This is a genomic window from Kitasatospora sp. NPDC101183, from assembly GCF_044767945.1.
GTDB lineage: Bacteria > Actinomycetota > Actinomycetes > Streptomycetales > Streptomycetaceae > Kitasatospora.
Genome location: NZ_JBIWOW010000001.1, coordinates 279350 through 302811 on the forward strand (window position 1 = coordinate 279350; position 23462 = coordinate 302811).

The 23462-nt window shown below is 71.9% G+C and carries 14 protein-coding genes; 5 read left to right on the plus strand and 9 right to left on the minus strand.

All coding sequences use genetic code 11. The annotated features are described in order from the left end of the window. The first annotated feature begins 59 nt into the window (after positions 1-59). The 4 genes from ACIRRS_RS01170 to ACIRRS_RS01185 all read left to right on the plus strand — a co-directional run bounded on the left by ACIRRS_RS01170 (position 60) and on the right by ACIRRS_RS01185 (position 3857). On the plus strand, positions 60-1547 hold the full coding sequence (locus ACIRRS_RS01170; RefSeq protein ID WP_402963000.1) for an aldehyde dehydrogenase: 1488 nt from the start codon (positions 60-62) through the stop codon (positions 1545-1547). Continuing rightward, positions 1540-2490 carry a catechol 1,2-dioxygenase gene (locus tag ACIRRS_RS01175; protein ID WP_402963002.1) on the plus strand — a complete coding sequence of 317 codons (951 nt, stop codon included), beginning with the start codon at positions 1540-1542 and terminating at the stop codon, positions 2488-2490. Before ACIRRS_RS01170 ends, ACIRRS_RS01175 begins: the two co-directional genes overlap by 8 nt. Then, positions 2483-3331 (plus strand): fumarylacetoacetate hydrolase family protein, encoded by an 849-nt coding sequence (locus ACIRRS_RS01180; protein ID WP_402963005.1) that lies wholly within the window; start codon positions 2483-2485, stop codon positions 3329-3331. The genes ACIRRS_RS01175 and ACIRRS_RS01180 overlap by 8 nt, the downstream gene beginning before the upstream one ends. Positions 3332-3407: 76 nt before the next feature. After that, on the plus strand, positions 3408-3857 hold the full coding sequence (locus ACIRRS_RS01185) for a hypothetical protein (RefSeq protein WP_402963008.1): 450 nt from the start codon (positions 3408-3410) through the stop codon (positions 3855-3857). Here ACIRRS_RS01185 and ACIRRS_RS01190 read toward each other — a convergent pair. The 4 genes from ACIRRS_RS01190 to ACIRRS_RS01205 all read right to left on the minus strand — a co-directional run bounded on the left by ACIRRS_RS01190 (position 3854) and on the right by ACIRRS_RS01205 (position 8091). Next, a complete protein-coding gene (locus ACIRRS_RS01190) occupies positions 3854-4399 on the minus strand; it encodes a HEAT repeat domain-containing protein (protein ID WP_402963010.1) in 546 nt (181 codons plus the stop codon). The genes ACIRRS_RS01185 and ACIRRS_RS01190 overlap by 4 nt on opposite strands. A 60-nt stretch (positions 4400-4459) precedes the next feature. Continuing rightward, a complete protein-coding gene (locus ACIRRS_RS01195; protein ID WP_402963013.1) occupies positions 4460-6766 on the minus strand; it encodes a caspase family protein in 2307 nt (768 codons plus the stop codon). After that, positions 6741-7109 carry a hypothetical protein gene (locus ACIRRS_RS01200; protein WP_402963016.1) on the minus strand — a complete coding sequence of 123 codons (369 nt, stop codon included), beginning with the start codon at positions 7107-7109 and terminating at the stop codon, positions 6741-6743. The genes ACIRRS_RS01195 and ACIRRS_RS01200 overlap by 26 nt, the downstream gene beginning before the upstream one ends. A 118-nt stretch (positions 7110-7227) precedes the next feature. Continuing rightward, the gene (locus ACIRRS_RS01205) at positions 7228-8091 is read right to left on the minus strand and encodes an NAD-dependent epimerase/dehydratase family protein (protein WP_402963018.1); all 864 of its coding nucleotides are present in this window, start codon (positions 8089-8091) and stop codon (positions 7228-7230) included. 45 nt (positions 8092-8136) lie between these two features. Here ACIRRS_RS01205 and ACIRRS_RS01210 point away from each other — a divergent pair, with 45 nt between their 5' ends. Further along, entirely contained in the window at positions 8137-8790 is a 654-nt protein-coding gene (locus ACIRRS_RS01210; protein WP_402963021.1) for an Lrp/AsnC family transcriptional regulator, read from the plus strand. Between the two features lie 488 nt (positions 8791-9278). Here ACIRRS_RS01210 and ACIRRS_RS01215 read toward each other — a convergent pair whose 3' ends face one another. From ACIRRS_RS01215 to ACIRRS_RS01235, 5 genes are all read right to left on the minus strand, one after another. Next, the gene (locus ACIRRS_RS01215) at positions 9279-9824 is read right to left on the minus strand and encodes an SMI1/KNR4 family protein (RefSeq protein ID WP_402963024.1); all 546 of its coding nucleotides are present in this window, start codon (positions 9822-9824) and stop codon (positions 9279-9281) included. A gap of 271 nt (positions 9825-10095) precedes the next feature. Further along, on the minus strand, positions 10096-10725 hold the full coding sequence (locus tag ACIRRS_RS01220; protein WP_402963026.1) for a hypothetical protein: 630 nt from the start codon (positions 10723-10725) through the stop codon (positions 10096-10098). A 28-nt stretch (positions 10726-10753) separates the two neighbouring features. Next, positions 10754-21364 carry a LamG-like jellyroll fold domain-containing protein gene (locus ACIRRS_RS01225; protein ID WP_402963029.1) on the minus strand — a complete coding sequence of 3537 codons (10611 nt, stop codon included), beginning with the start codon at positions 21362-21364 and terminating at the stop codon, positions 10754-10756. Positions 21365-21613: 249 nt separating this feature from the next. Continuing rightward, on the minus strand, positions 21614-22585 hold the full coding sequence (locus tag ACIRRS_RS01230; protein ID WP_402963032.1) for a helix-turn-helix domain-containing protein: 972 nt from the start codon (positions 22583-22585) through the stop codon (positions 21614-21616). Positions 22586-22827: 242 nt separating this feature from the next. Beyond that, the gene (locus ACIRRS_RS01235) at positions 22828-23418 is read right to left on the minus strand and encodes a lytic polysaccharide monooxygenase (RefSeq protein WP_402963034.1); all 591 of its coding nucleotides are present in this window, start codon (positions 23416-23418) and stop codon (positions 22828-22830) included. Positions 23419-23462: the final 44 nt, after the last annotated feature.

Genomic DNA, 23462 nt, shown 5'->3' on the forward strand with positions numbered 1-23462 from the left:
CCTCGGACGGACCCGTCCCTATGTTGTTTGACACCAAACGACATCTGGAAGGGGTTCCCATGCCCGAGCACCCCGCCGCCGCGACGGTCGCGACGGTGGCCGGCGTCCCGGTGGACACCCGGCACTGGATCGGCGGCCGCCGCGTCGCCTCCGCCGACACCTTCGCCGACCACTCCCCCATCGACGGCACCGAGCTGGCCCGGATCGCCCGCGGCACCGCCGCCGAGGCCGAGGCCGCCGTGGCCGCCGCCCGTACCGCCTTCCCCGCCTGGGCCTCGACGCCGCCCGCCGAGCGCGCCCGGCTGCTGCACGCGATCGCCGACGGCGTCGAGGCCCGGCTCGCGGACCTCGCCGCCGTGGAGACCGCCGACAACGGCGCCCTGCTCCGCTCCCACCTGCGCGGCGTGATGCCCCGCGTCGCGCACAACTTCCGCTTCTTCGCGGACCGGCTGCTCGAACTCGCGCACCCGGAGCTGGACACCCGCGGCCACGCCAACCGCGTCAGCTGGGACCCGGCCGGGCCCTGCGTGCTGATCACCCCGTGGAACGCGCCCCTGATGCTCGCCACCTGGAAGGTGGCGCCCGCGCTGGCGGCCGGGAACACCGTCGTCCTCAAGCCCGCCGAGTGGTCCCCGCTGACCGCCTCCCTGCTGGCCGACATCGCCGCCGAGGCGGGCCTGCCCGCCGGCGTGCTCAACCTCGTCCAGGGCTACGGCGACGAGGTCGGCGCCCCGCTCACCGCCCACCCCGACGTACGGCGGATCAGCTTCACCGGCTCCGTCCCGACCGCCCGCCGGATCGCCGAGACGGCCGGGCGCAACCTCACCCCCGTCAGCCTGGAGCTGGGCGGCAAGTCCCCCATGCTGGTGTTCGCCGACGCCGACCTCGACCTGGCCGTGGAGCTGGCCGTCGGCCAGTACGACAACGCCGGGCAGGTCTGCCTGGCCGCCACCCGGCTGCTCGTCGACGCCTCCGTGGCCGAGGAGTTCACCGCCCGGTTCACCGGCCGCGCCGCCGAGCTGCGCCAGGGCGACCCGCGCGAGGAGTCCACCGACCTCGGCCCCAACATCCACCCCCGCCAGCTGGAGCGGATCGACGGCTTCGTCCGCCGGGCCCTGGCCGCCGGGGCCCGCGCCGTCATCGGCGGAGGCCCGAATCCCGAGCTGGGCGGGCTCTACTACCGGCCGACCCTGCTGGCCGGCGTCGCCCAGGACTCCGAGGTCGTCCAGGAGGAGGTGTTCGGCCCCGTCCTCACCCTCCAGACCTTCGACACCGAGAAGGAGGCCGTCGAGCTGGCCAACGGCACCCGCTTCGGCCTGGCCGCCACCCTCGTCACCGGCGACCGCGAACGGGCCGACCGCATCGCCGACCAACTGGTCGCCGGCACCGTCTGGGTCAACTGCTTCTTCGTCCGCGACCTGCGGGCCCCGTTCGGCGGCTCCCGGGAGTCCGGCATCGGCCGCGAGGGCGGCGACTGGAGCTTCGACTTCTACGCCGACCTGCGCAACACCGTCACCGCTCCGAAGGGCTGGTCCGACCGTGGGTGAGATCACCGGGGCCGGGCTGCTCGCCCACGTGCCCACCATCGTGCTGCCGGAGGCCACCCGGCGGGAGCTCAACAACGGCGAGGAGATCAGCCTGATCCCGGGCCTGGCCGCGCTGCGCCGGGACGTCTTCGAACGCGACGACTACGACACCGTGGTCGTCCTCGACTCGCACTGGGCCACCACCGTCGAGTTCGTCGTCGCCGCCCAGCACCGCCGGGCCGGCCTGTTCACCTCCGACGAACTGCCGCGCGGCATGTGCCGGATGCCGTACGACTACCCCGGTGACCCCGAACTCGCCCGCGCCGTCGCCTCGTTCGCCGACCGCCACGGCACCTGGATCACCCCGATCGACGACCCGCACCTGCCCGTGCACTACGCCACGATCAACCTCTGGAAGCACCTCGGCGAGGGCCTGCCCGACAAGCGCTGGGTCAGCATCGGGGTCTGCCAGACCGGCGACGCCGAGGACCACAAGCGGCTCGGCCGGGCGCTGGCCGACGCCGTCGCCGCCGTCGACCGCCGGGTGCTGCTCATCGCCTCCGGCGCGCTCTCCCACACCTTCTGGCCGCTGCGCCAGCTGCGCGACCACGAGGCCAGCGACCCCTCGCACATCTTCACCCCCGAGGCCCGCGCCGCCGACGAGGAGCGGATCGCCTGGCTGCTCGACGGGCGGCACGACCGGGTGCTGGACACCATGGACGCCTTCCGCGCCGTCCGGCCCGAGGCCGGGTTCGGGCACTACCTGATGATGGCCGGCGCGCTCGGCGAGGGGCGCTGCACCGCCCGCGCCCGGCAGTACGGCGCGTACGAGAACTCGGTGGGGACGGGGCAGGCGCTGCTCTGGTTCGACCGCCCGGCCGAGGGCTGGGCCCCCACCCCCGCGCACCGGCACGACCCCCACCACCACGTGGACCCGCACCCCGAGGAGACCGCCCGTGCCTGAGATCCGCCGCATCCTGCTGGACGGCGCCGTCGTCGAGGTCCGCCCCGACGGCCCCGACCTCGTCGCCCGTGACGGCCGCCGCGTCCCCGAGAGCGCCGCGCACCACCTGCCGCCGGTCGTCCCGTCCAAGATCATCGCCGTGCACCTCAACCACCGCAGCCGGGTCGAGGAGTTCGGCATCGCGCTGACCGCCGCGCCGACCTACTTCCACAAGCCCCTCTCCGCGCTCAACGGCCACCGCGGCGCCGTCGTCCGCCCCGAGGGCTGCCGGTACCTCAACTACGAGGGCGAGGTGGCGATCGTCATCGGCCGCACCTGCCGCAACGTCTCCCCCGCCGAGGCCGGCGCGTACATCGCGGGCTACACCGTGGCCAACGACTTCGGGCTCCACGACTTCCGCGACACCGACGCCGGCTCGATGCTGCGGGTCAAGGGCTCCGACACCCTGGCGCCGCTCGGCCCGGGCCTCGTCACCGACTGGGACTTCCGCGGCAAGTACCTGCGCACCTACGTCAACGGCCGTCTGGTGCAGGACGGTTCGACCGACGAGATGGAGTGGGACATGCACTACCTCGTCGCCGACATCGCCCGCACCATCACCCTCAACCCCGGCGACGTGCTGCTCTCCGGCACGCCCGCCAACTCCCGGCCCGTCGAGCCCGGCGACCTCGTCGAGGTCGAGGTGGAGGGCCTCGGCCGGCTGGCCAACCACGTCGTGGCCGGGCCCACCGCCATCCGCACCGACGTGGGCGCCCAGGTCACCGCCTCCGAGGAGGTGCTCTCCACGGCGCTGGGCGGGGACTGGGAGTTCCGCGGCATCCGTCCGCCGAAGCGCTCCTGACCCCCCGTCGGCGACCGTGTCGGTAAGCGGCCCTATCGTGACTCCCACCCGACCGACCGAGGGAGGACTCCCGGCGATGGCCCTTTCACGCGGCAGCGCGATCCGCGGCTTCTTCACCGACCTCGGCACGGCGCTCTCCTGCACCTTCGAGGTCACCTACCTGGACGGCAGCAGGCGGTGGGAGGCCGTCTGGCAGGACGGCCCCGTCCTGGCGCGGGTGCGCGAGAGCGTCGGGCGGGCCCTGCCGCAGTACACCGGCAGCATCGGGCTGCGCCGCGACTACACCCCGGTGGCCACGGCCCTCGGGGCGCTGCGCGCCTACAGGACGGGCGTGTTGGGGAAGCACCCCTCCGGGGCCGCGCCCTGGGTGCCCGCCGACCTCGGCCGCCGCCTGCTGATGCACGTCCCCGACCCGCTGTCGACCGCCACCGGCGAGGAGCTCGCCCTGATCGGGCACCTCCTCGCCGAGGGGGCCGACCTCGGGCGCGCGCTGGAACTCCTGGGCGGGCGGCCTTCCGACCGCTAGCGGCCTGCCTTCTGTGGAGCCGTGCGCCGGTGGATGGAGCCGCCGGGCGCGTACCAGCCCGCCTTCTTCCGGACGGCCGGGCTCGGGTCCTGGGCCCGGGCCGCCAGCAGCGCGGCTTCGGCGCGCGGGTCGGTGTGGGCGAACTTGCCGACGAGTTCGGCAGCCCTCATCCGCACCTGCGCGTCCGGGTCGGAGGCCAGGTGCTCCAGCGCGGGCTCCAGCACCCGGTCCGCGCCCGGGGCGCAGGCGTCGTCCTTGCAGCGGTCGCAGGCCAGGGCGTGGAACGCGGCGATCCTGACACTGGTGTCGGGGTCGTCGGCCATGGCGATCAGCTGCTCCATGGACTCCGTGTCGACGAGGTGGTCCAGCAGGCGGCAGCAGCCCTCGCGGACGGCCGCGTCCTCGTGGGACAGGCCCGCGCGGATGGCGCCCAGCGCGTCCCCGTCGCGCCGCAGCAGCTCACGGTAGGCGGCCACGGCGCGCTGAGGATCGCCCAGGCAGGAGACGAGGGCGTCGTTGTCGGTCCTGACGAATCCGAGCACGGCCCGAGTATCGGACCGCGAGTCGGCGGCGGGCAACGGGTTTTGCGCCATGGCCTCCCGTCAGGACCGGGCCTCGATCCTCTCCCTGAGACCCGTGATCTGCGGATCCCCGGGGCAGTGCCCGGCCGCCTTCCCGATGAGCACGCGGGCCTCCCCCAGCTCGTTGCGGTTGGCGCGGGCGATGGCGAACGAGGAGTAGACGACGCCGAGTTCCTGGTGCAGCCGCGCACGGGCCCTGTCCGACCGCGCCAGGTCCAAGGCCTCCTCCAGGAGCCGGACGGCCTCGGCGTACCGCCTGGCGCCGTAGTGCGCGGTGGCCTCCGACCGCCACAGGCTCACCATCACCTTGTGGAGGTCGTCGCCGTCCTCGTAGGAGAGGGCCCTGCGGAGCAGCTCCGCCCGTTCGGGGAAGGGGCGGCCGTCGAGGTCGTCCACCACGTGGTTGGCCAGCATCACCGCCACCCTGCGCGGCGCCTCCCGGCGGGCGTCACCGGTGAACTCCGGGTCCGCCCACAGCGCGACGGCCATCCGGCCGAGCGCCCGCTCGTGCTCGTCGGCCAGCGCGGAGGACCGGGCGAGGCGCCGCATGGCGTACGCGTAGCCGGAGGCGTGGTCGGGGGCGTGGTCCAGGCCGCCCTTGAGCGCGATCAGCTCCTTCCACAGCTCCACCGCCTCGGTCAGCTCCTCGTCCGAGGCGCCCGGTCCGCACAACTGGCCCGCCCGGTTGGAGAGGGCCGCGTCCAGGAACTCCGAGGCCGTCGGGTCGCCGGGAGCGAGGGCGAGGCTCCTGCGCAGCAGGCCGACGGCGCGGGCGTAGTCCCCGGTCTCGTTGCTGACCTTCCGGGCCCACTGCGCGTAGCTCGCGCCCAGGTCGCGGCGCAACCCGGCGTCCCCCGGGGCGAGTTCCAGCGCCCGCTCCAGCAGGCGGACCATGCCCTCCTGGTCGTCGGCCGCCACCTGCCCCGCTTTCCCCGGTTCCATCAACCGCTGGATCCGCCCGCGCAGGACGCGCAGCTCCCGGGTGACCTCGCCGAGGTCCGACCGGCTCTCGTCGAGCGCCTCCTCGACGACGCGCGTCCCCGGCGGGGCCGCCTCCGGCTGCCGGCCCGCCGGCTGCCGACCCGCCGGAATCCGGCCCGCCGCCTCGGCCTGCGCCTGGAGGGCGCTGCGCTCCGCCTCGGCAGCGGCGAGCAGGCCCGCGATCCGGGCGGCCTCCCGCGCCGCGAGCGTCTGCTCCGCCACGCGGACGTGCTGCTCGTCCTCCAGCCTGCCGGTCAAGTCCCCGACCATCAGCCGGAGTTCCTGGATCGTCTCCTCCAGGTGGACGATCCGCTCGGCGGGGAGCGGGCTGACGCGCTGCGCCTCGCGGCGCAGCACGTGCAGGGCGGCCCGCGCCTCCTCGTCCGGTCCGTGGCCCTCGGCGTCCAGCACGCCGAGGAAGCCGTCGAGGAACTCCCTGGGCGCCGTCCGCCACCCGAGGAGGTAGTCGGCGACCTCCGCGAGCGGGCGCCCGAGCGCCTCGGCGAGCCGGGCCGGGGCGTCCTCCCATCCGCAGGCCGCCGTGAGTTCGTTCAGCCGGACGACGTAGGGCGAGTCCGACGGGTGCGCGTACGCGGCGTTGCGGGTGAAGGGGAAGTGCTCCGCGGTCTCGGCGTTGCGCTGGTTCGGCTCGGGGAGCCCCAGGTCGTCGAGCCGGCCCCACAGGTGCGGGAACAGGCCGGTGAGGGTGAGCCGCTCCGGCCCGCCGGGCACACCGTCGCGTACGAGGCCCAGCAGTTCGCGGGTGAAGGAGGTGGCCGTCTCCGCCTGCTCCGCGAGCGGGACGACGTGCGCGGCCTGGTCGCTGGCGGTCAGGGTGTAGGTGCCGCGGACGCGGGTGGCGCTGGCCACGTCGGCGGGCGCCAGCGCCTCGATCGCCCGGCCCGAGTAGCAGCAGTCCAGGATGACGATCTTGACCCGGGCCCGGCTGTCGAGCAGCACCTCGCGAAGGCGCGAGTACTCCAGGCTGGTCACGTCCACGTTCTCGCCCAGCACCGTACCGGGCAGGGTCAGGCACAGCCCTCCGCTCGGCAGGGTGAGCCCGTGCCCGACGAAGTAGACGAGGAGCACGTCCTCGACCGTCCTCGCGAGGCGGCGCAGCTCCGGGACGAGGACCGGCACGGCCGGAGGGTCCAGGATCGTGGTGACCCGCTCCTCCGGCCATCCGCACAGCTCCGGGTCGGTCAGGACCTCGCGCATCGCCTTGAGGCTGTTGACCGCCGCCGGCAGATCCGCGAGGCCCTCGTCCTCGTAGGCGCCCGTGCCGATCAGGATCGCCCGGGACCGCCCGAGGGCGGGCTGCTCAGGCGTCACCGTCTCCTGCGTCACCGTCGCCCAGCACCTCCCGCAGCATCGGGACGACGTCCTCCGGCCGCAGGTTCTTGGCGTCCACCGTGACCGACCGGCCCTCGGCCTCCACCTTCACCGCGACGTTCGCGCGGCGCGTCCGCAGCCACGCGGTGAGCGACCCCGCCAGGACGGCAACCGGGCCACCGGCCTCCAGGGCCACCACGAGCGCGTCGGTGGCCCCGCCCATCTCCCCCTCAGCGGGGGGCCGCGCCTCCGCCCGCACCAGCCCGGTCAACCCCCGCTCCCCGCGCAGCCACCCCCACAGCTCCGCCGTCTCCCGCACCTCGTCGTCGCCCCCGGCGACCCGTATCCGGACGTCCATCCCCACACCCCCACGGCACCCCGACCGGGGCGCCAACTCGCTTTTGCCCGGGCGTCCTTCAGGACACCCCAGGGGGATGATGCCAAACACCACCCCCTCGGCGCGCCCCGACCCGCCCTCAGTTCGCCGCCGTTACTGCGCGCAGCCACTCGGAGGTGTGGGAGAAGGCGAAACCCAGGCGCTCGGCACGGGAGTTGTCCATGCCGTAGTACCGGTCGAAGGAGAACGGCGACGCCTCCTCCCCCGGCGCGGGCACGGCCGTCCGGTACGGGCGCCCGTCCGCCAGCAGCTCGCACAGGTCGGTGGCGGTCACCTCGCCGTGGGAGCAGGCGTTGACGACGCCGGTGAACTCCGCGCCGGCCGCCCACCGCAGGACCTCGGCCATCTCCGCCTCGTGCGTGTAGGAGGACGGCAGGTTCTCCGCGTGGACGAGCACGGGCAGCCCCGCCTCGATCCGCTCCCGGTAGGCGGCGAGCCGACCGGTGAAGTCCCCGGCCCCCAGCACGTGCCCGGCCCGTACGGCCACGAACGGGAACGCGCCGCTGCGCGTCAGCACCGCCTCCGCCTGCCGCTTCCTCTCCCCGTACGGGCCTTCCTCATCTTCCGTCACCGGCCAGTGCAGCGGATCGACCGCCTCCTCCGCGAGCGGCGTGGTCGCGGGCCGGCGCTCGCCCGTGTCGTACACCTCGATCGTGGACGTCATCACGTACCGCCCGGCCCGACCGGCGAACGCCCTGGCGGCGACCTGCGCGTCCCGACGGCTGTAACAGACCTGGTCGACCACCACGTCGAAGCTCCGCCCCGCCAGTGCGGCGCCCAGCGCCGCCTCGTCCCCCCGGTCCGCGACCAGATGCTCCACCCCGGGCGGCGGCGCCGACGACCCCCGGTTCAGCACGCTCACCTCCACGCCGGAGTCGCGCAGCAGCGACACCAGCCTCCGCCCGAAGTAGCGGTTACCCCCGATGACCAGCACGTTGTCCATGCCCACAAGTGTTACGGTGCGGGCTCATCCGCTGAAGGGGAGACCATGGGAGTTCCGGCCCTGCCACCGAAAGACCGACGGCAGATCGGCAACTCCGCCGACGATTCCACAGCGCGCCCCGCCAGCACCCTCGACGCCGTCGACCGACGCCTCCTGGAACTCCTCCAGACCGAAGGCCGCATCACCCTCAGCGAACTCGGCCGCCGCGTCAACCTCAGCCCCGCCGCCGTCGGCGAACGCGTCCGCCGCCTCGAATCCGACGGCACCGTCACCGGCTACACCGCCCAGGTCGACCCCACCCGCCTCGGCTACACCCTCCAGGCCTTCGTCCGCATCGCGCCGCACACCCGCATGACCGTCAAACACCTCCGCAGCCGGGAACTCCTCCACCGCCCGGAGATCCTGGAGGTCCACCACGTCATCGGCGAGGACTGCTGGATCTTCAAACTCGCCGCCCGCGACACCACCCACCTGGAGGAGCTCATCGACCTCCTCTCCACCCTCGGCCGCACCACCACCTCCCTCCTCCTCTCCTCCCCCCTCCCCCCTCCCCCACCGCCCCCTCTTGCCGCCACTACCGGCGGCCCGCTGAGGGCGCGGGCCGGCAATCGACCGAGCAAGGCGTCAGGTCAGCGCCTCGGCCCGCCGCTCAGCGGATCGAGCTTGTCACGCGACCTCTGCCGCCTCAGCCGCCAGTGAACGAAGCGGGGGGACTCACAGGCCCAGGCGTCGGTGATGCCGACAGGGCACGGATCGATCAGCTCCAGGAGCTGCCTGATGTCCAGCTCACATGTCATCAATCACTCTCACCGAAGCCCGAGGTTCTACCAGCGGTCTGACTTTGGCCCATATATCGGCTTCGGAGCGACCTCGGCCTTCGCAAACCGGGAACTCCGGCCCTGCTCCCCCAACCTCCCCCGGCCCCACCGCACGATCGGCCACCACCACCGCCACACCCCCTCCGGCGTTGGCCTCCCCGCAGTCGCATCCTCATGGCCCCAGCGCGCCGAGCGAAAGGCGGAGCATGCCATGGGAGTTGAGATCCAGGTCAAGCCATTTAGCGACCGCGAGCCGCCACCGCACCGAGCGGTAGCCCTGGTCTCCGATCCCCTCAACTCCCAGACCGCTCCTCCCCGCCCGGCGTGAATGCCGGACGGGGAGTGCCTGCTGATACGAGGGGGCGGGCCCTATTCGGCCCGCCAGTGGACGAAACGCGGCGGCCGCTCGCCCCAGGTGACGACGGCACCGACGGGGCCCGGGCTGATCTCCCCGGACACCACTCCGTGGAGGAACTCCACCATCCCCATGTCGAACAGCAGCGGAGCACCCCCGTTCCTGTCGAGCACCAGGACCGGCCAGGCATCCGGATCGTCACCGACCGTCAGCCAGGCGAGGGTGTCGGCGGTACAGGAGCCTCCCCAGGCAATGATCTGGTCGGCGGAGCGCACCTCTTCCGTGGGCTCGCCGTCCTCCTCGAACAGCCAGCGTGCTTCCTCCGTCATGCCCCGCATACCGGGCTGCGGAGCGTCCGGCGGCAGCAACTCATCGGGGGCGGCCACGGAAAGGGAGCGGTCGATCTCCCCCTGACCGTACCGGGTGATGAACTCGATGTAGTCGCTCGGGAAGCGCATTCCCCACGCCGCCTCGGCCGCCGCCCAGTTACCGGACTCGCCGCTGCCCTCATCCGGGGGCATGAGTTCGATGAGCCGCTTGATGTCAAATTGGCGCGCCATTGATCACCCCATCCGAACGCCACCGACGCGATTCGCTGCCGGCTGAACTCACCAACACGACAACGCCCCGGCTGAAGTCCTCCGAGCACCTCGGCACACCCATCCACCCTCTCCGTCAGCGCGGGCACGGCCGTGCTGGCCACACGGTCTCGCAGGTCGTCTCCATCACCACCAAGCTGACGCCCCAAGAGCTCCCTTGATCCTCTAAGCCATCTCGGGCCGCCACTCGGTCCTTGCAGCCCACCCTGCCTGCCGGACATTCTGGGAGCCGTCAGAGATCGTCGAAGATCACTAGCCCTCCGTCAGGCAGTCCTTCCTCTAGCTCATTCATTTCGTACAGTTCTTCCAAGTACTCCCACGGGGACTCCGCGGTGACCGGGGTACTCAAGTCCTCCCGCCAGTGGAGGAATCTGGAATTCGGCACCCCATAGAGACGAGGACTCTCCAGCGGCCGCTGTTTCCGCGGCCCGAGCATGCGAAGCAGGAATTCGGCCATGCCACACTCGAACCTGGTGAACTCACCCTCAGCGGACCTCACCACGACCGGCCATGCCTCAGCCTCCGCCCCGATGACGTCCCAATAAAAATCCGCCGCATCCGTACTTCCACCCCACCAGATCAGGCGGCCCGTATACGGCAAGGCGTCTGAGATTTCATCTCCCGTGCCAGTCGGCGCCAGATCCCGCAGACGGGCCGGCCCCCGCTTCGAAGCACTGTAGACCGGTGTCCCAATAACGATGTAGTTGTCGATCGTCCCGGCTCCGAAGAGTGTAGTGAAGTCCCTGAAGTCACCGGGAAATCCGACACCCCAGTCGACCGATACCTCACCCCAATCGACATTGTCCCCTGCAGAACCTATTACCGGCAGAACCCTCGCAAGCTCTTCAACGACCGGATGCATCAAGAAAAGAATCCCTTCCCGCGGTCCATTATCTCACCCCGGGTCGGGGCAACGCTTTTCCGCATTCAGTGACCGGACACGCTTCGATCCCTATGTTAACCCATCGGTCGTACAAAGGACTCCAAACCTCATTCAGGTAGCCTCTTGCCATGGACGTTCCACTGGAGCTCTGTGCGTACATATCGAACCGATAGGGCACAGTTCGATCTCCACGGTAGCGTGGAATGACTTCGTATCTGACAGAGTTTCCCGCATCCGCTTCATTAGCGACCCACGTCTCGACGGTCAACATACTTTCAGGCTTCCCCGGATCGGTAGGATCCTGCTCGAACGCGTTCGTGGAGCGACCGCAGGTAGCCAGGTTCGGTTTTCCGCCAAACCCGCCCAACTGCTTCCCGAAAAGGTGACACGCGTTGATCGAGAGCTTCTCGTCTTGCGCACCCAGATACACGGAGAACTTCTGCGCCCACTGGTATCCGGGCGGGTTCGACGCTGGCTCGTTCCCCGTCTTGCGCATTTTCTTCGTGACGCACGCAGTGATTCCTGTCGCGCGCGATCCGTTCTTCTTGTCCGGCGACCCGTATATGACCCATCCAGTCCCTCCGCAGTCGGGGTCCTGGGAGCCAGCGTCAGCCGGGAGCGAGTCGGGAGCAGAGCTCGGGGCGAATTGAGTGTCGGTGTCCTGGTCGGGGGTGACGTTCTGGTTGGTGGTCAGTTGGTTCTGCAGATCGGCGGCACTGTAGGCGACAGCAATGAGCCTGAGCATGTCGCCGAGGGTTGGTGCTGCCCAGTCGAGACGGGGAACGGGGCGTTCGGGCGCGGCCTTCGTGGGGTCCCAGAGCTTCTCGTTGGGCTTCTGGCCGTTCTTCTCTTCCTTCTTCTTCTGGGGCTCGGGCAAGCGCGGCGGACGTGGGGTCTTGCACCGGGGGCCCTGGCACTTGGGAGGGTCGGGGACGGGGTCCGGGTTGGGGTCGCCGAGGCGTGGGTGAGCGTACGCTGCCTTGTCTTTCAGGAGGTCGGTGAGGTCGGGGAGCGTGACGGGCGGGGCGTACGTCATCGTTCCTGATCCGCCCTGGGATGCCACGTACGCCTTGTAGCGCGCTTCTATGAAGGCCGCAGCGCCGAGTCCGGCGAGAATGCCCCCGAAGGCCTTCGCGGCGGTGGCGGCGCTCGGCAGCCCGGGGTTGATGACAATGGCGCTGCTGCCTCCGGGGCCGGAGCCGCCGCCTCCTTCCTTAGTCGACATGTGCCCAGTCGGGTCGATCCCGTTCATCGGGCTGCCGTTGGCGTAGGTGTAGCGGTTGGCCTGGGCGGAGGACGAGGGGGGCAGGAGGTAGGAGTCGCGGGAGGTGAATCCACCGGTGCCCGGGCGGTACCAGCGGGCGGCCATGTTGACGTCGCCGGTGGTGGGGTCGGTCCAGCCGCTCTGGTAGCCGAGGGTGGTGGAGGCGCCGGTGGTGGCGGTGGGTTTGCCGAAGGGGTCGTAGGTGGTGGTGCCGGTGACGGTGGCGCCGGTGGTGTCGAGGGTGGTGGTGACGTCGGTGTGCTGGTCGGTGCGCAGGCGGAGGCTGGTGGTGGTGTTGGCGGCGCCGAGGAGGTTGCCCTCGGTGTCGCGGGCGTAGGTCCAGGTGCCGTCGCTGGTGAGGTTGTTGGTGCCGCCGTCGTAGGTGAAGCGGGCGGCGTTTCGGGTGGTGACGCGGTCGAGGGCGTCGTAGGTGTAGGTGGTGGTGCCCTCGGTGATGAGGCGGCCGAAGGCGTCGTTGGCGAGGGGGTCCTCCTTGGTGCCGGTGGTGACTCCGGCCAGGGTGCCGCGGGCGGTGTAGCGGTAGGTGCTGGTGCCGTCGGCGAGGAGACGGTTGCGCTCGTCGTAGGTGGAGGAGGAAGTCCCGTTGCCGGTGCGGTTGCCGGCGGCGTCCCAGGTGTAGGCGGTGGCGGTGCCGTCGGCGGTCCAGGAGGTGAGGCGGCCGGCCTGGTCGTAGCCGTAGCGGTTGTCCTTGGCCGGGTCGGTGGCACCGCCGGTGACGGTCTTGCGGGTCATGCGGTTGTCGAGGTCGTACTCGTACGCGGTGCCGGCGAGCGGGGTGCCCGCGCCGCCGACGGCGATGAGCTGGTCGCCGGCGAGGCGGCCGAGCGGGTCGTAGGTGAGGCGCCGCTCGGACATGACCTTGTCCTTGCTGGTGTCCGCCGGGTCGGGCTGGATGTACCACTGCTTGCTGGGGCGGCCGTCGCCGTCGTAGCCGTACCAGTTCTTGGTCTTGAGCTTGGGGTTGTTGGCCCAGTCGAGCTGGCCGTCGGCCTTGTAGCCGAGGACGGTCAGGTCGGTGTCCGCGTCCCAGCGCTTGGTGATGCGCCCGTCGCCGTCGTACTCCCAGGTCTGGGTGGCCGGGGCGAGGGTGGTGCCGGTCTTGGTGAGCAGGCCGCGGTCGTTGTACGCGTAGTTCTGGGCGTTGCCCGCGGTGCCGGTCTGGACCAGGCGGCCGGCCTGGTCGTAGAGCAGGACGCGCGCGGCGGTCTCCTTCTCCGCGCCGCTGCCGGTCTCGCGGACCAGGCGCCCCGCCGGGTCGTACGAGCGCTTGCGGGTGACGCCGCCCGGCTCGGTGAGCGTCTCCGCCTGCCCGCCCGCGTCGTAGACGGTGGTCCAGGTGCGGTCGGCGGCGTTGGGGTGGGCCGTGGTGGCGGGCTCGACGGTGGATTCCGGCAGGCCCCAGGTGGTGAAGGTGTAGACGGTGGAGTTGCCCCGGCCGTCGGTCAGGCGGGTGCGGTGGCCCGCGGCGTCGTAGCCGAAGGTGGTGGTGATGGTCTGGCCCGTCGCGACCGGCTCGGTGAGCTTGACCGGGCGGCCGAGCACGTCGTAGGCGGTGCTGGTGACGGCACCGGTGGTCGGGCTGGTGCTGGTGAGGGGCCGGCCCTCCAGGTCGTACGTGGCCGTGGTGGTGCGCAGGACGGCCCCGGCCGGGTCGAGGGTGTCGGTGGCGGCGGGGTTGCCGAGGGCGTCGAAGCGGGTGCGCACGGATTCGCCGAGGGGGGCGATGGCGCGTACGGCGCGGCCGACGCCGTCGTACTCGGCCTTGCTGACGCGGCCGACGGGATCGGTGCTGGTGACGGTCTGTCCGGCGGCGTTGTAGGTGGCGCTGCTGGTGCTGCCGCCGGGGGTGGTGAGGGCGGTGCGGTTCCCTGCGTCGTCCCAGGTGAACCTGGTGGTCAGGTTCTGAGGGGCGGGCCGGCGTTCGACGACGGTGGCGGTGAGGGTGCGGCCGAGCTGGTCGTAGGTGGCCTCGGTGCGGGCGCCGAGCGGGTCGGTGCCGGAGAGCGGGAGGCCGGTGGGTGTGAACGTCGCGGACCAGGTGGGCGCGGTGTCCCACGTCGGGGTCTGGGGCAGGAGGCCGCCGGGGGTGTTGGGGTCGACGCGCTGGATCTGGTGGCCGAGGCGGTCGTAGGCGAAGGTCGTCCTGCGGTCCAGGCCGTCGGTGGTGGCGGTGACCCGGGAGAGCTTGTCGTACTCGACGGTGCTGGCCGGGGTCAGCGGGGTGTCGCTGCCGGGCCGGGTGTAGCCGGGCAGGCTGATCCGGGTGGTGCGTCCGAGGGCGTCGTACGCGCGGGTGGTCTGGTTGCCGAGCGGGTCCTTCGCCCTCACCGCCTCGCCGAAGGCGTTGTAGCCGACGCTGCTCGTCGGGCGGGCGGTGGTGGCCGCCGCTCCTCCGCTCTCGGTGGCGACCGCCGGGGCGGTGGTGCTGATGCCGCGCCCGAGGGCGTCGTACTGGTAGTTGGTGGTGTACGCGGCCGGGTCGGCCCCGGTGGCGTTGCCGTTGGGCGAGGTGGCGGCAGTGACGAGGCCGCGCTGGTCGTAGCTGAAGGTGCTGACGGCGGTGGCGCCGCCGGCGCTGGAGGCGAGCTGGCTGCGGGTCAGGCGGCCGGCGCCGTCGTAGGTGTTGGTCTGGACGCTGTTCTCGGTGGCGCCGACCTTGACGGTGCTGGTGGTGACGCGGTCGTCGGCGTCGTAGCCGAGGGTGGCGGTGCGGGCGAGGCCGGCCGGGTCGAGGACGGTCTGGGTGACGCGCCCGGACGGGTCGACGGTGCTCACGGTGGTGGTGCGGCCGCCGCCGGTGGTCTGCTTGACGAGGTGTCCGGCGCCGTCGTACTCGTCGGCTTCCAGGACGATCGAGCGGGTGCTGCCGTCGGCCTGGGTGACGTCCTGGGCGGTGGTGGTGGCCGACAGGCCGTCGTCGAAGTAGGTGTAGGCGGTGACGGCGCCCATGGCGTCGGTGCGGGAGGCGAGGCGGCCGGCCGGGTCGTAGGCGCGGGACTCGAGGGTCAGGTTGCGCACGCCCTTGCCGTCGCCGTTCCAGCCTTCGACGACGGTGGTCGCGGGCTGGCTGCGCGGGGTGTACGTGAAGCGGGTGACCTGGCCGAGCGCGTCGGTGACGGTGGTGCGGCGCCCGAGGGCGTCGTAGCCGTAGCGGGTGACGCCGCTCATCGCGTCGGTGTCCGCGTCGACCCGGCCCGCGCTGTCATAGCTGGTGCTGACGGTACGGCTTCCGTCGGTGCCGACGATGTCCGCCGTCGTGTTGCTCGTCACACGGCCGTCGGCGTCGAAGACGACGGTGGCCTTGGTCTGGTGGATGTCGCCGCTGACGGCGTCCGCGACCTTAGGACCGGTCTGGGCTGTCCGACGACCGAGGTTGTCGTATTCGTAGGTCGTCGTGACCCCGGCGGGCTGGGCGTCGGAGGTCTCGGTGGTCGAGGTCCTGCGCCCGGCCGCGTTGTAGCCGTAGGTGAGGGTGAGCCCGCTGGGCTGGGTGGTGCGGGCGAGGTCGCCGTTGGCGTTGTAGCCGTACGCGGTGACGGCTCCGGCGGCGGTGGTCTCGGAGGCGAGGAGGCCGGCCGGGGTGGTGCCGCCGCCGACGGCGGGTTCGGTGCCTGTGGTGTAGGCGGCGCGGGTGGTGCGGCCGTCGGGGCGGGTGGTGGACTCGGGCAGGCCGAGGGCGTTGTAGGCGACGGTGGTGCGGTAGGTGGTGTCGCCGGGCCCGGCGGAGCGGGCGTCGCGGGTCTCGGTGGGCTTGTCGTTGCGCGGGTCGCGGGGGTTGGCGGGGTTGAGGGAGTAGCTGGTGTAGGACGTCCAGCAGGAGTTGACGTCGCGGCAGGTGGTCACGGAGACGGTGTTGCCGCGGGCGTCCTGGCCGCTGACGGTGGAGTGGCCGTTGGGGTCGGTGACGGTGTGGACGAAGCCGCCGGTGTCGTAGGTGTAGCCGGTGGTGTTGCCCGCCTCGTCGGTGCGGGAGACGATCCGGTTGCCGCGGGTCGCGTCGTGGATGTCGGTGGTGGTGTTGCCCGCCGGGTCGGTGAGGGTGACGCGGGAGGCGAGTTCGGTGGCCGAGGAGGCGGAGCGGGCCTGGTAGTGGGCGCCGACGCGTTCGGCGCTCAACGGGTGCTGATAGAAGGCGACTTCGTCGATCTGGCCGGTCAGCCAGGACCACCCGCCGTTGCCGCCCGGCCAGTTGCCGACGTAGCCGCCGCCCAGGTAGGTGCGGGTCATGTTCAGGTGGTTGACGGTGCCGGAGGCCGTGCCGACGAGCACGCCGTCGAGGTAGAGCGACTGGGTTCCCTGGGCGGCGCTGATCGCCGCGTGGTGCCAGGAGCCGTCGGTGACGGAGGCGGCGGAGGTGATCGGGCCGCCGGTGATGCCGTTGAGGGCGCCGCGCAGCTTGCCGTCGCTGCCCGCGTAGAGCACGGGGACAGTGTTGCCGGGGGCCGCGCCCATCGGCTGGTTCTGGACGTTCAGCAGCACGCCGGGGCCGGTGGCGCGGAACCATAGTTCCGCCGCCAGTTCCGTGCCGGTCTGGAGGATAGGGGTGGGCAGTTCGACGTACGAGCTGCTGGTGCCGTTGAACTCGGCGGCGTGGCCGTCGCCGGGCCCGAACACCCCGGTGCCGCCCGGCTTGACGCCGCCCGCGTAGGTGCCGTTGCCCTTGATCGCGGCGACCTCGCTGGCGGCGGTGGTGCCGCCGGTCTCGTCCAGTCGCCAGTACCCGCCGGGCGAGTCGGCGACGACCGAGGCGCGGTAGCCGGTGCCCTGACCGCCGACCTGGGCGCCCCGGGCGCGGTAGTGGGCGACGACGTCGGTGTCGGCCAGCGGGTGCTGGTAGACGGCGACCTCGTCGATGCTGCCGGTGAAGTGGCTGACGTCGGCGGGGCTGGAGGGCCAGTTCCGGGAGAATCCGGCGCCGATGTAGGTGTGGGCATTGGACTGCCGGTCGACGGCCCCGCTCTGGACACCGACGACCTGGCCGTCGAGGTAGAGGGTCTGGGCCGTGCCCTTGGCGGAGAGCACGGCGTGGTGCCAGGCGCCGTCGTTGACGGGCTTGGCCGAGGCGGCGTTGTCCATCGGGCTGGCGAAGAACCGGCCGCGCAGCTTGCCGTCCGCCCCCACGTACAGCACCGGGGCGTAGGTGCCGCCCGGTCCGGCCTGGTCGTCGATGGCGCGGCTCTGGTCACCGAGGAGCACGCCCGGGGTGGTCGTGCTGAACCAGAGCTCGACGGCGAGGTCGGTCCTGCCCTGCAGGACGTCCTGGGGGATCTCGATCTGGGCCTTGGCGGAGCCGTCGAAGCGGGCGGCGGTGTCGTCGGTGGGGGCGAACACGCCGGGGGCCCTCTTGACGACACCGTCGCCGTACGTGCCGGCCAGGCCGGTGCCGACCTCGCTGGCGGCGGAGGCTCCCTCGCGCTCGCCCAGGCGCCAGTAGCCCACCGGGTCGGAGGCCTTGACGGCGTTGCTGTAGAGGAACGAGCCGCCGCTGTAGGTGGGTTCGGAGATCTTCCAGTCGCCGCCGGAGGCGTCGGTGACCTTGGTGACGCGCTCGGTGGTGGCGTCGTAGGCGACCTGGGCGCTGGTGCGGCCGGAGGGCAGGACCGTCTTCGTCAGCTGCGTGCTGCCGGTGCGAAGGGCGTAGTGCTCGGCGACGGTCTGCTCGCTCAGCGGGTAGTCGTAGACGGCCGCCTCGTCGATCTGACCGGTGAACCAGGACCAGCCGCCGTTCCCGGCAGGCCAGTTGGCGGTGTAGCCGCCGCCGAGGTAGGCCCGGTCCATGTTGAGGTGGTCGATGTCGCCGGCGGTGGTGCCGACCAGGGCGCCGTCGAGGAACATCGCGGTGTTGTCACGGGCCCCGGCGAGCACCACGTGGTGCCAGGCGTTGTCGGTGACGTCCTTGGTGGAGGTCACCGGCGGGTTCGGGCTGTTGAACTTGCCGCGCAGCTTGTTGTCCGAGCCCACGTAGAGGGCGGGGACGACGTTGTACGGGTTCTCCCCCATCGCGCGGTTCTGGTAGGTGAGCAGGACACCGGGCGCGGCGGTGCGGAACCACAGCTCGACGCTGCGGTTGGTGGAGGAGCTGATGGCCCGGTTGGGCAGCTCGACGTAGGAGGTGGAGCGTCCGTTGAAGGTGACGGCCTGGTTGCCGCTGCCGGCGAGCGCGCCGTCCGCACCGAAGGCGACGTCCTTCGCCGAGGCCGGGGAGCGGTCGCTGACCTGGGCGTCGTTGACGAGGGTGCTCCCGTCGGCCTGGCCCATGCGCCAGTAGCCGGAGGGGGCGGCGTCGCGCACGGCGGTGCGGTAGCGCGAGCCGGAGCCGTAGCTGTAGACGGTGCAGCCGGTGGCGGCGGCCGGGTCGGCGCCGGGCGGGCAGACCTTGGTGAGGCGGTCGCCGTCGTACTGGTACGTCCAGGTGGCTCCGGCGGCGCTCACCGAGGTGACGTGGGCACCGGTCCAGGTGAGGGCCAGGGTCCGGCCGGAGGCGGTGTCCTTGACCTGGACGGGGTGGCCGCCGTCGTAGACGAGGTCCTGGGTGTGGCCGGCGGTGTCGGTGACGCGGGTGAGGCGGCCGTCGGCGCCGAAGGTGTGGACCTTGCCGGCGCGGTCGGTGAGCGTCCAGCCGCCGCCGTCCGCCTTGCGCAGGTCGGCGGCCACGCCGCTGCCGGGCACGTACACGTTCTTGTTCGGGTCCCAGCCGAAGCGGGCGCGGGTGCCGTTGGAGGCGGTGAGCAGCACGTTGCCGGGCAGGGTGAGCCAGGTGCTGGACTCGACCTGCACGCGCATGTCGAGGCTGGTGGACCAGCCCGCGCCGAAGGCGCCGTCGGTGCGCGGGTCGAGGGAGTTGTAGCTGCGGGTGACGGCAAGTTCGGGGCCGACGACGGGCAGGGCGGCGTCGGTGGCGGCGGTGGTGTAGTTGCCGGCGGCGGTGTTGACGCTGCGTCCTGCGTCGGAGGCGGTGCTGTACTGGCTGGGCTGCGGCACGACGGTACGCAGGTAGGAGGGCGCCGTCCAGGGGCTGGAGCCCGCGCCGTCGCCGGCCTTGGCGTACCAGGCGTACTGCTCGTTCCAGGTCAGCCAGCCGGCCGGGACGACGAAGCGGCCCTGGCGCTTGAGGTAGTCGGTCTCCTTGCAGTCCACCTGCGCGTCGCCGCCGACCACGCGGCAGACCTTGAACTTGTAGTCCAGCTCGGGGTAGGGCGACCGGTCGGGGTCGATGCCCTCGGCGGTGAGGGTGGGCTGGAGCTGGTAGACGGCCGTGCCCGACGGCGGGGCGAGGCGGGTGATGTACGGGGGGACGTTGATCGAGGAGATCTGGATGTTGACGGTCGGTACGCCTGCGTCGTTCCAGAAATTGCTGACCTGGTACTGGTCCATGGTGAACGCGACGGTGTACGTGCCCAGTGGGAGGGTGTGGATGTGCGCGTCGATCACGACGCCGCCGCCCGGCGGGACGTCATAGGGCATCGAGGTCCAGGCGATGTTGTTGCCGTACTGGGTGATGTTGTTGCCCCACTGGTCGAACAGCAGGTACGACATCTTGTAGTTGTTGCCGGGGGTCCAGGTGTCCATGCCCCGGTTCCACGCCCGCAGGCGGACGATGCCCTCCTGGGTGGCGGTCACCGGCTGCTGGAGGCCGACCAGGTCGTAGTCGGCGCCGTAGCGCGACCAGGTGACGTCCAGGGAGGGCTGGCCGTCGCGGTTGTTGACGCTGCCGAACTGCTTCCAGGACATGTTGTCCCGGGTGTCGGTCTTGATGGCGAGGCCGTAGTTCGGCATCCAGTGGTGGGTCCAGTAGTTGACCAGGTTGCGGCCGTCGGCGCCGAGGTCGATCGGCTCCCAGGCCTGCGGGCAGGCCCAGGCGCTGGAGGAGTTGGGCCGCCAGCCGTGGGCGAAGGAGGGAGCGGCCAGGGGCGGGCCCGTGGAGGGGCCGGGCAGGCTGCGCGTGGAGCCGGGCGCCCAGTCCGAGGTGATCTGGTGGATGGTCACGGTGCGCGGGTTGCAGCTGTAGGACCAGCCGTTGAACAGGGAGAGCTTGGCGCCGAGGATGTTGGCGTTGCTGAGGGAGTCCTCGATGCCCCGGAAGCGGATGAACGAGGCAGCCTGGTGCGCGCCGCCGTCGTTGGTTCCGACCTTGAGGACGGTGTCGCCGGAGAAGTCCTGGTTGTACGGGGAGTAGGCGTAGGTGCTCTCGTTGGCCAGGACGCGGGAGACCGTCGGATCGACCTTGACCGGGTAGACGCGCTCGGGTGCGTGCAGCCAGGCCTCGTCCAGCTTGAGCTTGAGGGCCTGGCCGCCGCCGGGCAGCTGGATCAGCTCGTACACCACGCCGCCCGTGATCACGCCCTCCTCGGTGTTGGGCGCGAAGTTGGAGTCCTGCATCCAGCCGGCGGGCATGCGGCCGAGGAGGGCTCCGGCGGCGTCGGTGAAGTGGACGGAGCCGTCCGGGTCGAGGGAGGCGCTCGCGCCCTGGAGACGCAGCGGGAACACCCACTCGGTGGGCGCGGTGGCGTCCTTGAGGACCAGGGTCTCCTTGAAGGAGGAGTTTCCGGCCTGGATCGTCAGGTCGGCCTTGGGGCGGGCCTCGGGGTAGGTGACGACGCTGTCCTGCGCGGTGCCCTGGGCGGAGGAGGCGCCCTGGAGGCTGTAGCCGATGGAGACGCCGTCGGCGAGCTGGAGCTGGACGAGCGGGTCGGCGTCGGCGGTGAGGCCGAGTTTGAGCTGCTGCTCGGTGGAGGTGGTGGTCCAGGAGTTCTGGACGGGGGCGGCGCGGCCGGCGGTGGCGGTGCCGCCGGGTATCAGGGTCGTGTCGATGGCGGACCAGGAGCCGTCGGAGCGGCGGAAGTTGACGGGCTCCGGGTAGCTGCGGGTGGTGAAGGTGCCGTCGGCGTTCTGGAAGGTGCGCTGCTGGGCGGTCCGCTTCTCGGGGAGTTCCTTGCTGGTGGCCGGGTCGAAGCTCTTCGCCGGGTCGACCTTGCTGGCGGGCAGCGCGGAGGGCTTGTCGGCGGGCTTGGCCTCGGAGGGCGGCAGCTGCGCGGGCTTGGGGGTGAGGTCCTGCGCCGGGGGCGCGCCGCCCGTCGCCTCCTCGGGGAGCTCGCCGGGCGCGGGGGCGGCGCCGCCCCGGCCGGAGCCGTCCTTGGCGCTGGTGGATCCGGTGGTCGCGTCGTGGCCGCGACCCTCGGCGCTGCCCTGTTGCTGGTTCGGGCGCGGGCCCGGGTCGGCGGAGGCGGAGCCGGCGCCGCGTCGCGACACGGTTTCGGCGAAGGCGGTCCCTTCGACCGTTCCGAGGGCGACCAGGGTCATGGCGAGCAGCGCTGCCAGGGGGCGACGGAGCACTCCGAGTACCTCACAGAACAGTCAAGAAGTGGCAAATCACCGGGAGTTGGGATCTGTCCGACTTCCAGGGGACGGGGAGGGGGAAATCCCTCCCGGCCCGTGCCCCCACCGCTGGTGAGGCGTGGCAGGCGACGTGCAGGAATGACCGTAGGGGCGGCCGTCAGTGGCCGACAGTGTTTTCAGGACCAGGAGACGGAATCACCAGATCCGGAGACTCTGTGCGGATTTTCCGCGTTCCTGGTGTTCCCTTTAGACGTTCTCGCCCTTCGGCGGTCGGGCGCGGCGCCGGTGGTCGCTCGGGGAGAGGCCGTGGGCCGACTTGAAGGCGCGGCCGAATTCGGAGGCGCCGGGGATGCCGCAGCGGGCGCCGATGGCGTGGATGGGGAGGTCGTCGAGGGCGGGGTCGGCGAGGTCGCGGTGGGCCTTGGCGAGGCGTTGGCGGCGGATGTAGGCGGCGACGGTCTCGCCGTGGAAGTCGCGGGCGAAGAGGCGGTGGAGGTGGCTGACGGAGATGTGGTGGGCGGCGGCGACCACGGCCGGGGAGAGGGCGGGGTCGTGGAGGTTCCTGCGGATGAACTCCCGGATGCCCTCGACCTTGGCGCGCTGGCGGGCGCCCTGCGGGAGCGTCTCCTCGGCGTCGAGCGCCCCGGCGATCCAGACGGACACCAGGTCGGCCACGATCGTGCCGAGGCGGGCGGCCTCGGCGGGCCGCAGGACGTCGGCCTGCTGGTCCAGGCCGATCAGGAACTGGGCCAGCAGCGCCCCCGTACCCTCCCGGCCGGAGAGGCGGCGGCCGAGGAGGTCGCGCAGGCGGTCCGGGGGGACGGGCAGCAGGGAGACGGGCAGGTCGACGCCGACGCCGGAGACCTGGCCGCCGAAGGAGCACATGTCGTAGGGGTGGGAGCTGTCGAGGATGGAGAGGTCCCCGACGCCGAACGTCTCGGCCTGGTCGCGGCCGCGACGGAGTCCGAGGCCTCCGGTGGTCAGCAGCGTGAGGTGGTAGAGCTCCGCGTCGGAGGCGCGGATCATCCGCTCGGTGCGCCGGAAGCGGGCCGAGGGGAAGGACGTCCCGAACAGGATCGCCGGGCCCAGTTCGGCGCGCCGGAGCTGCGCGCGGAAATCGGCCGCGTGCGCGCTCGTCGCGTCGCAGACCCGGGTCTGGCCGACCGCATCGCGCCAGATCTCGAAGGGGAGTTCCCCCACCGCGCCTTGCGGGTCCACGAATTGCCCCACCCCTCAGAATGGGATTTCCCCACCGAAACCGACACCGTCGCCACCCATTATCTTCGGGGCCTGCGAACGCCTCGCCAAGGGGGTTCTCCGTCACACGCCGGCCCGTCCCGGCCTGTCGACGCCGACCCGCGTCGACCGGGCCCGCGCCGGCGGGTGGGACGCCGGCGCGGGCGGTCGTGGGGCGGTCGACGACCGGTCGTGGGACGGTCGTCAGGACCGCCGTGGATCGGTCAGAACTGGACGTCGGTGCAGGAGTAGAAGGCGTTGCCGGTGTCCGCGATCGTCCAGACGGAGACGATCACCTGGTGGCCCGTGCGGCCGCCGGGGAGCGTCCCGGTGTGGGTGGTGGTGGAGTCGGGCTGGCGGCCGTTGTAGGGGACGGTCAGGAACGGGTTGAGGTCGAGCGAGGCCCGGGTGATCGGCTGGGTCGCGTCGTAGCCGGCCTTGGTCAGGTAGTACTTGAAGTTCGTGGTGGAGTGCCGGGCCTCGATCTCCCAGGTGAAGGTGAGCTGCTGCCCCGCCGTCACCGGCGTGGTCGGCCAGGCGCCGTTGTGCGGGTCGTCCAGCGGCGCCCAGCGGCCGTCGGCCCCGGCGCAGATGGTGCCGTCCGCCGGGCCGCGGCTCGGGAAGCCCTTCGGCCCCTCGACGCTCTGCGGCTCCCACTGGATGTCGCCGCAGTCCCACGGGACGGCGTTGGCTCCGCAGAGTGCGGAGCGGCTCGGCGGGAGGTTGATGAAGCCGTGCGACTGGGCCGGTAGGGCCGCCGCGATCGGCAGGACGACCGCGGCCAGCGCGGCCGCGATCAGGTGACGCTTGCGCATGGTGCTCCTCCGTGGGGGTGGATGGAGTGTGTGCCCGGCGCGTT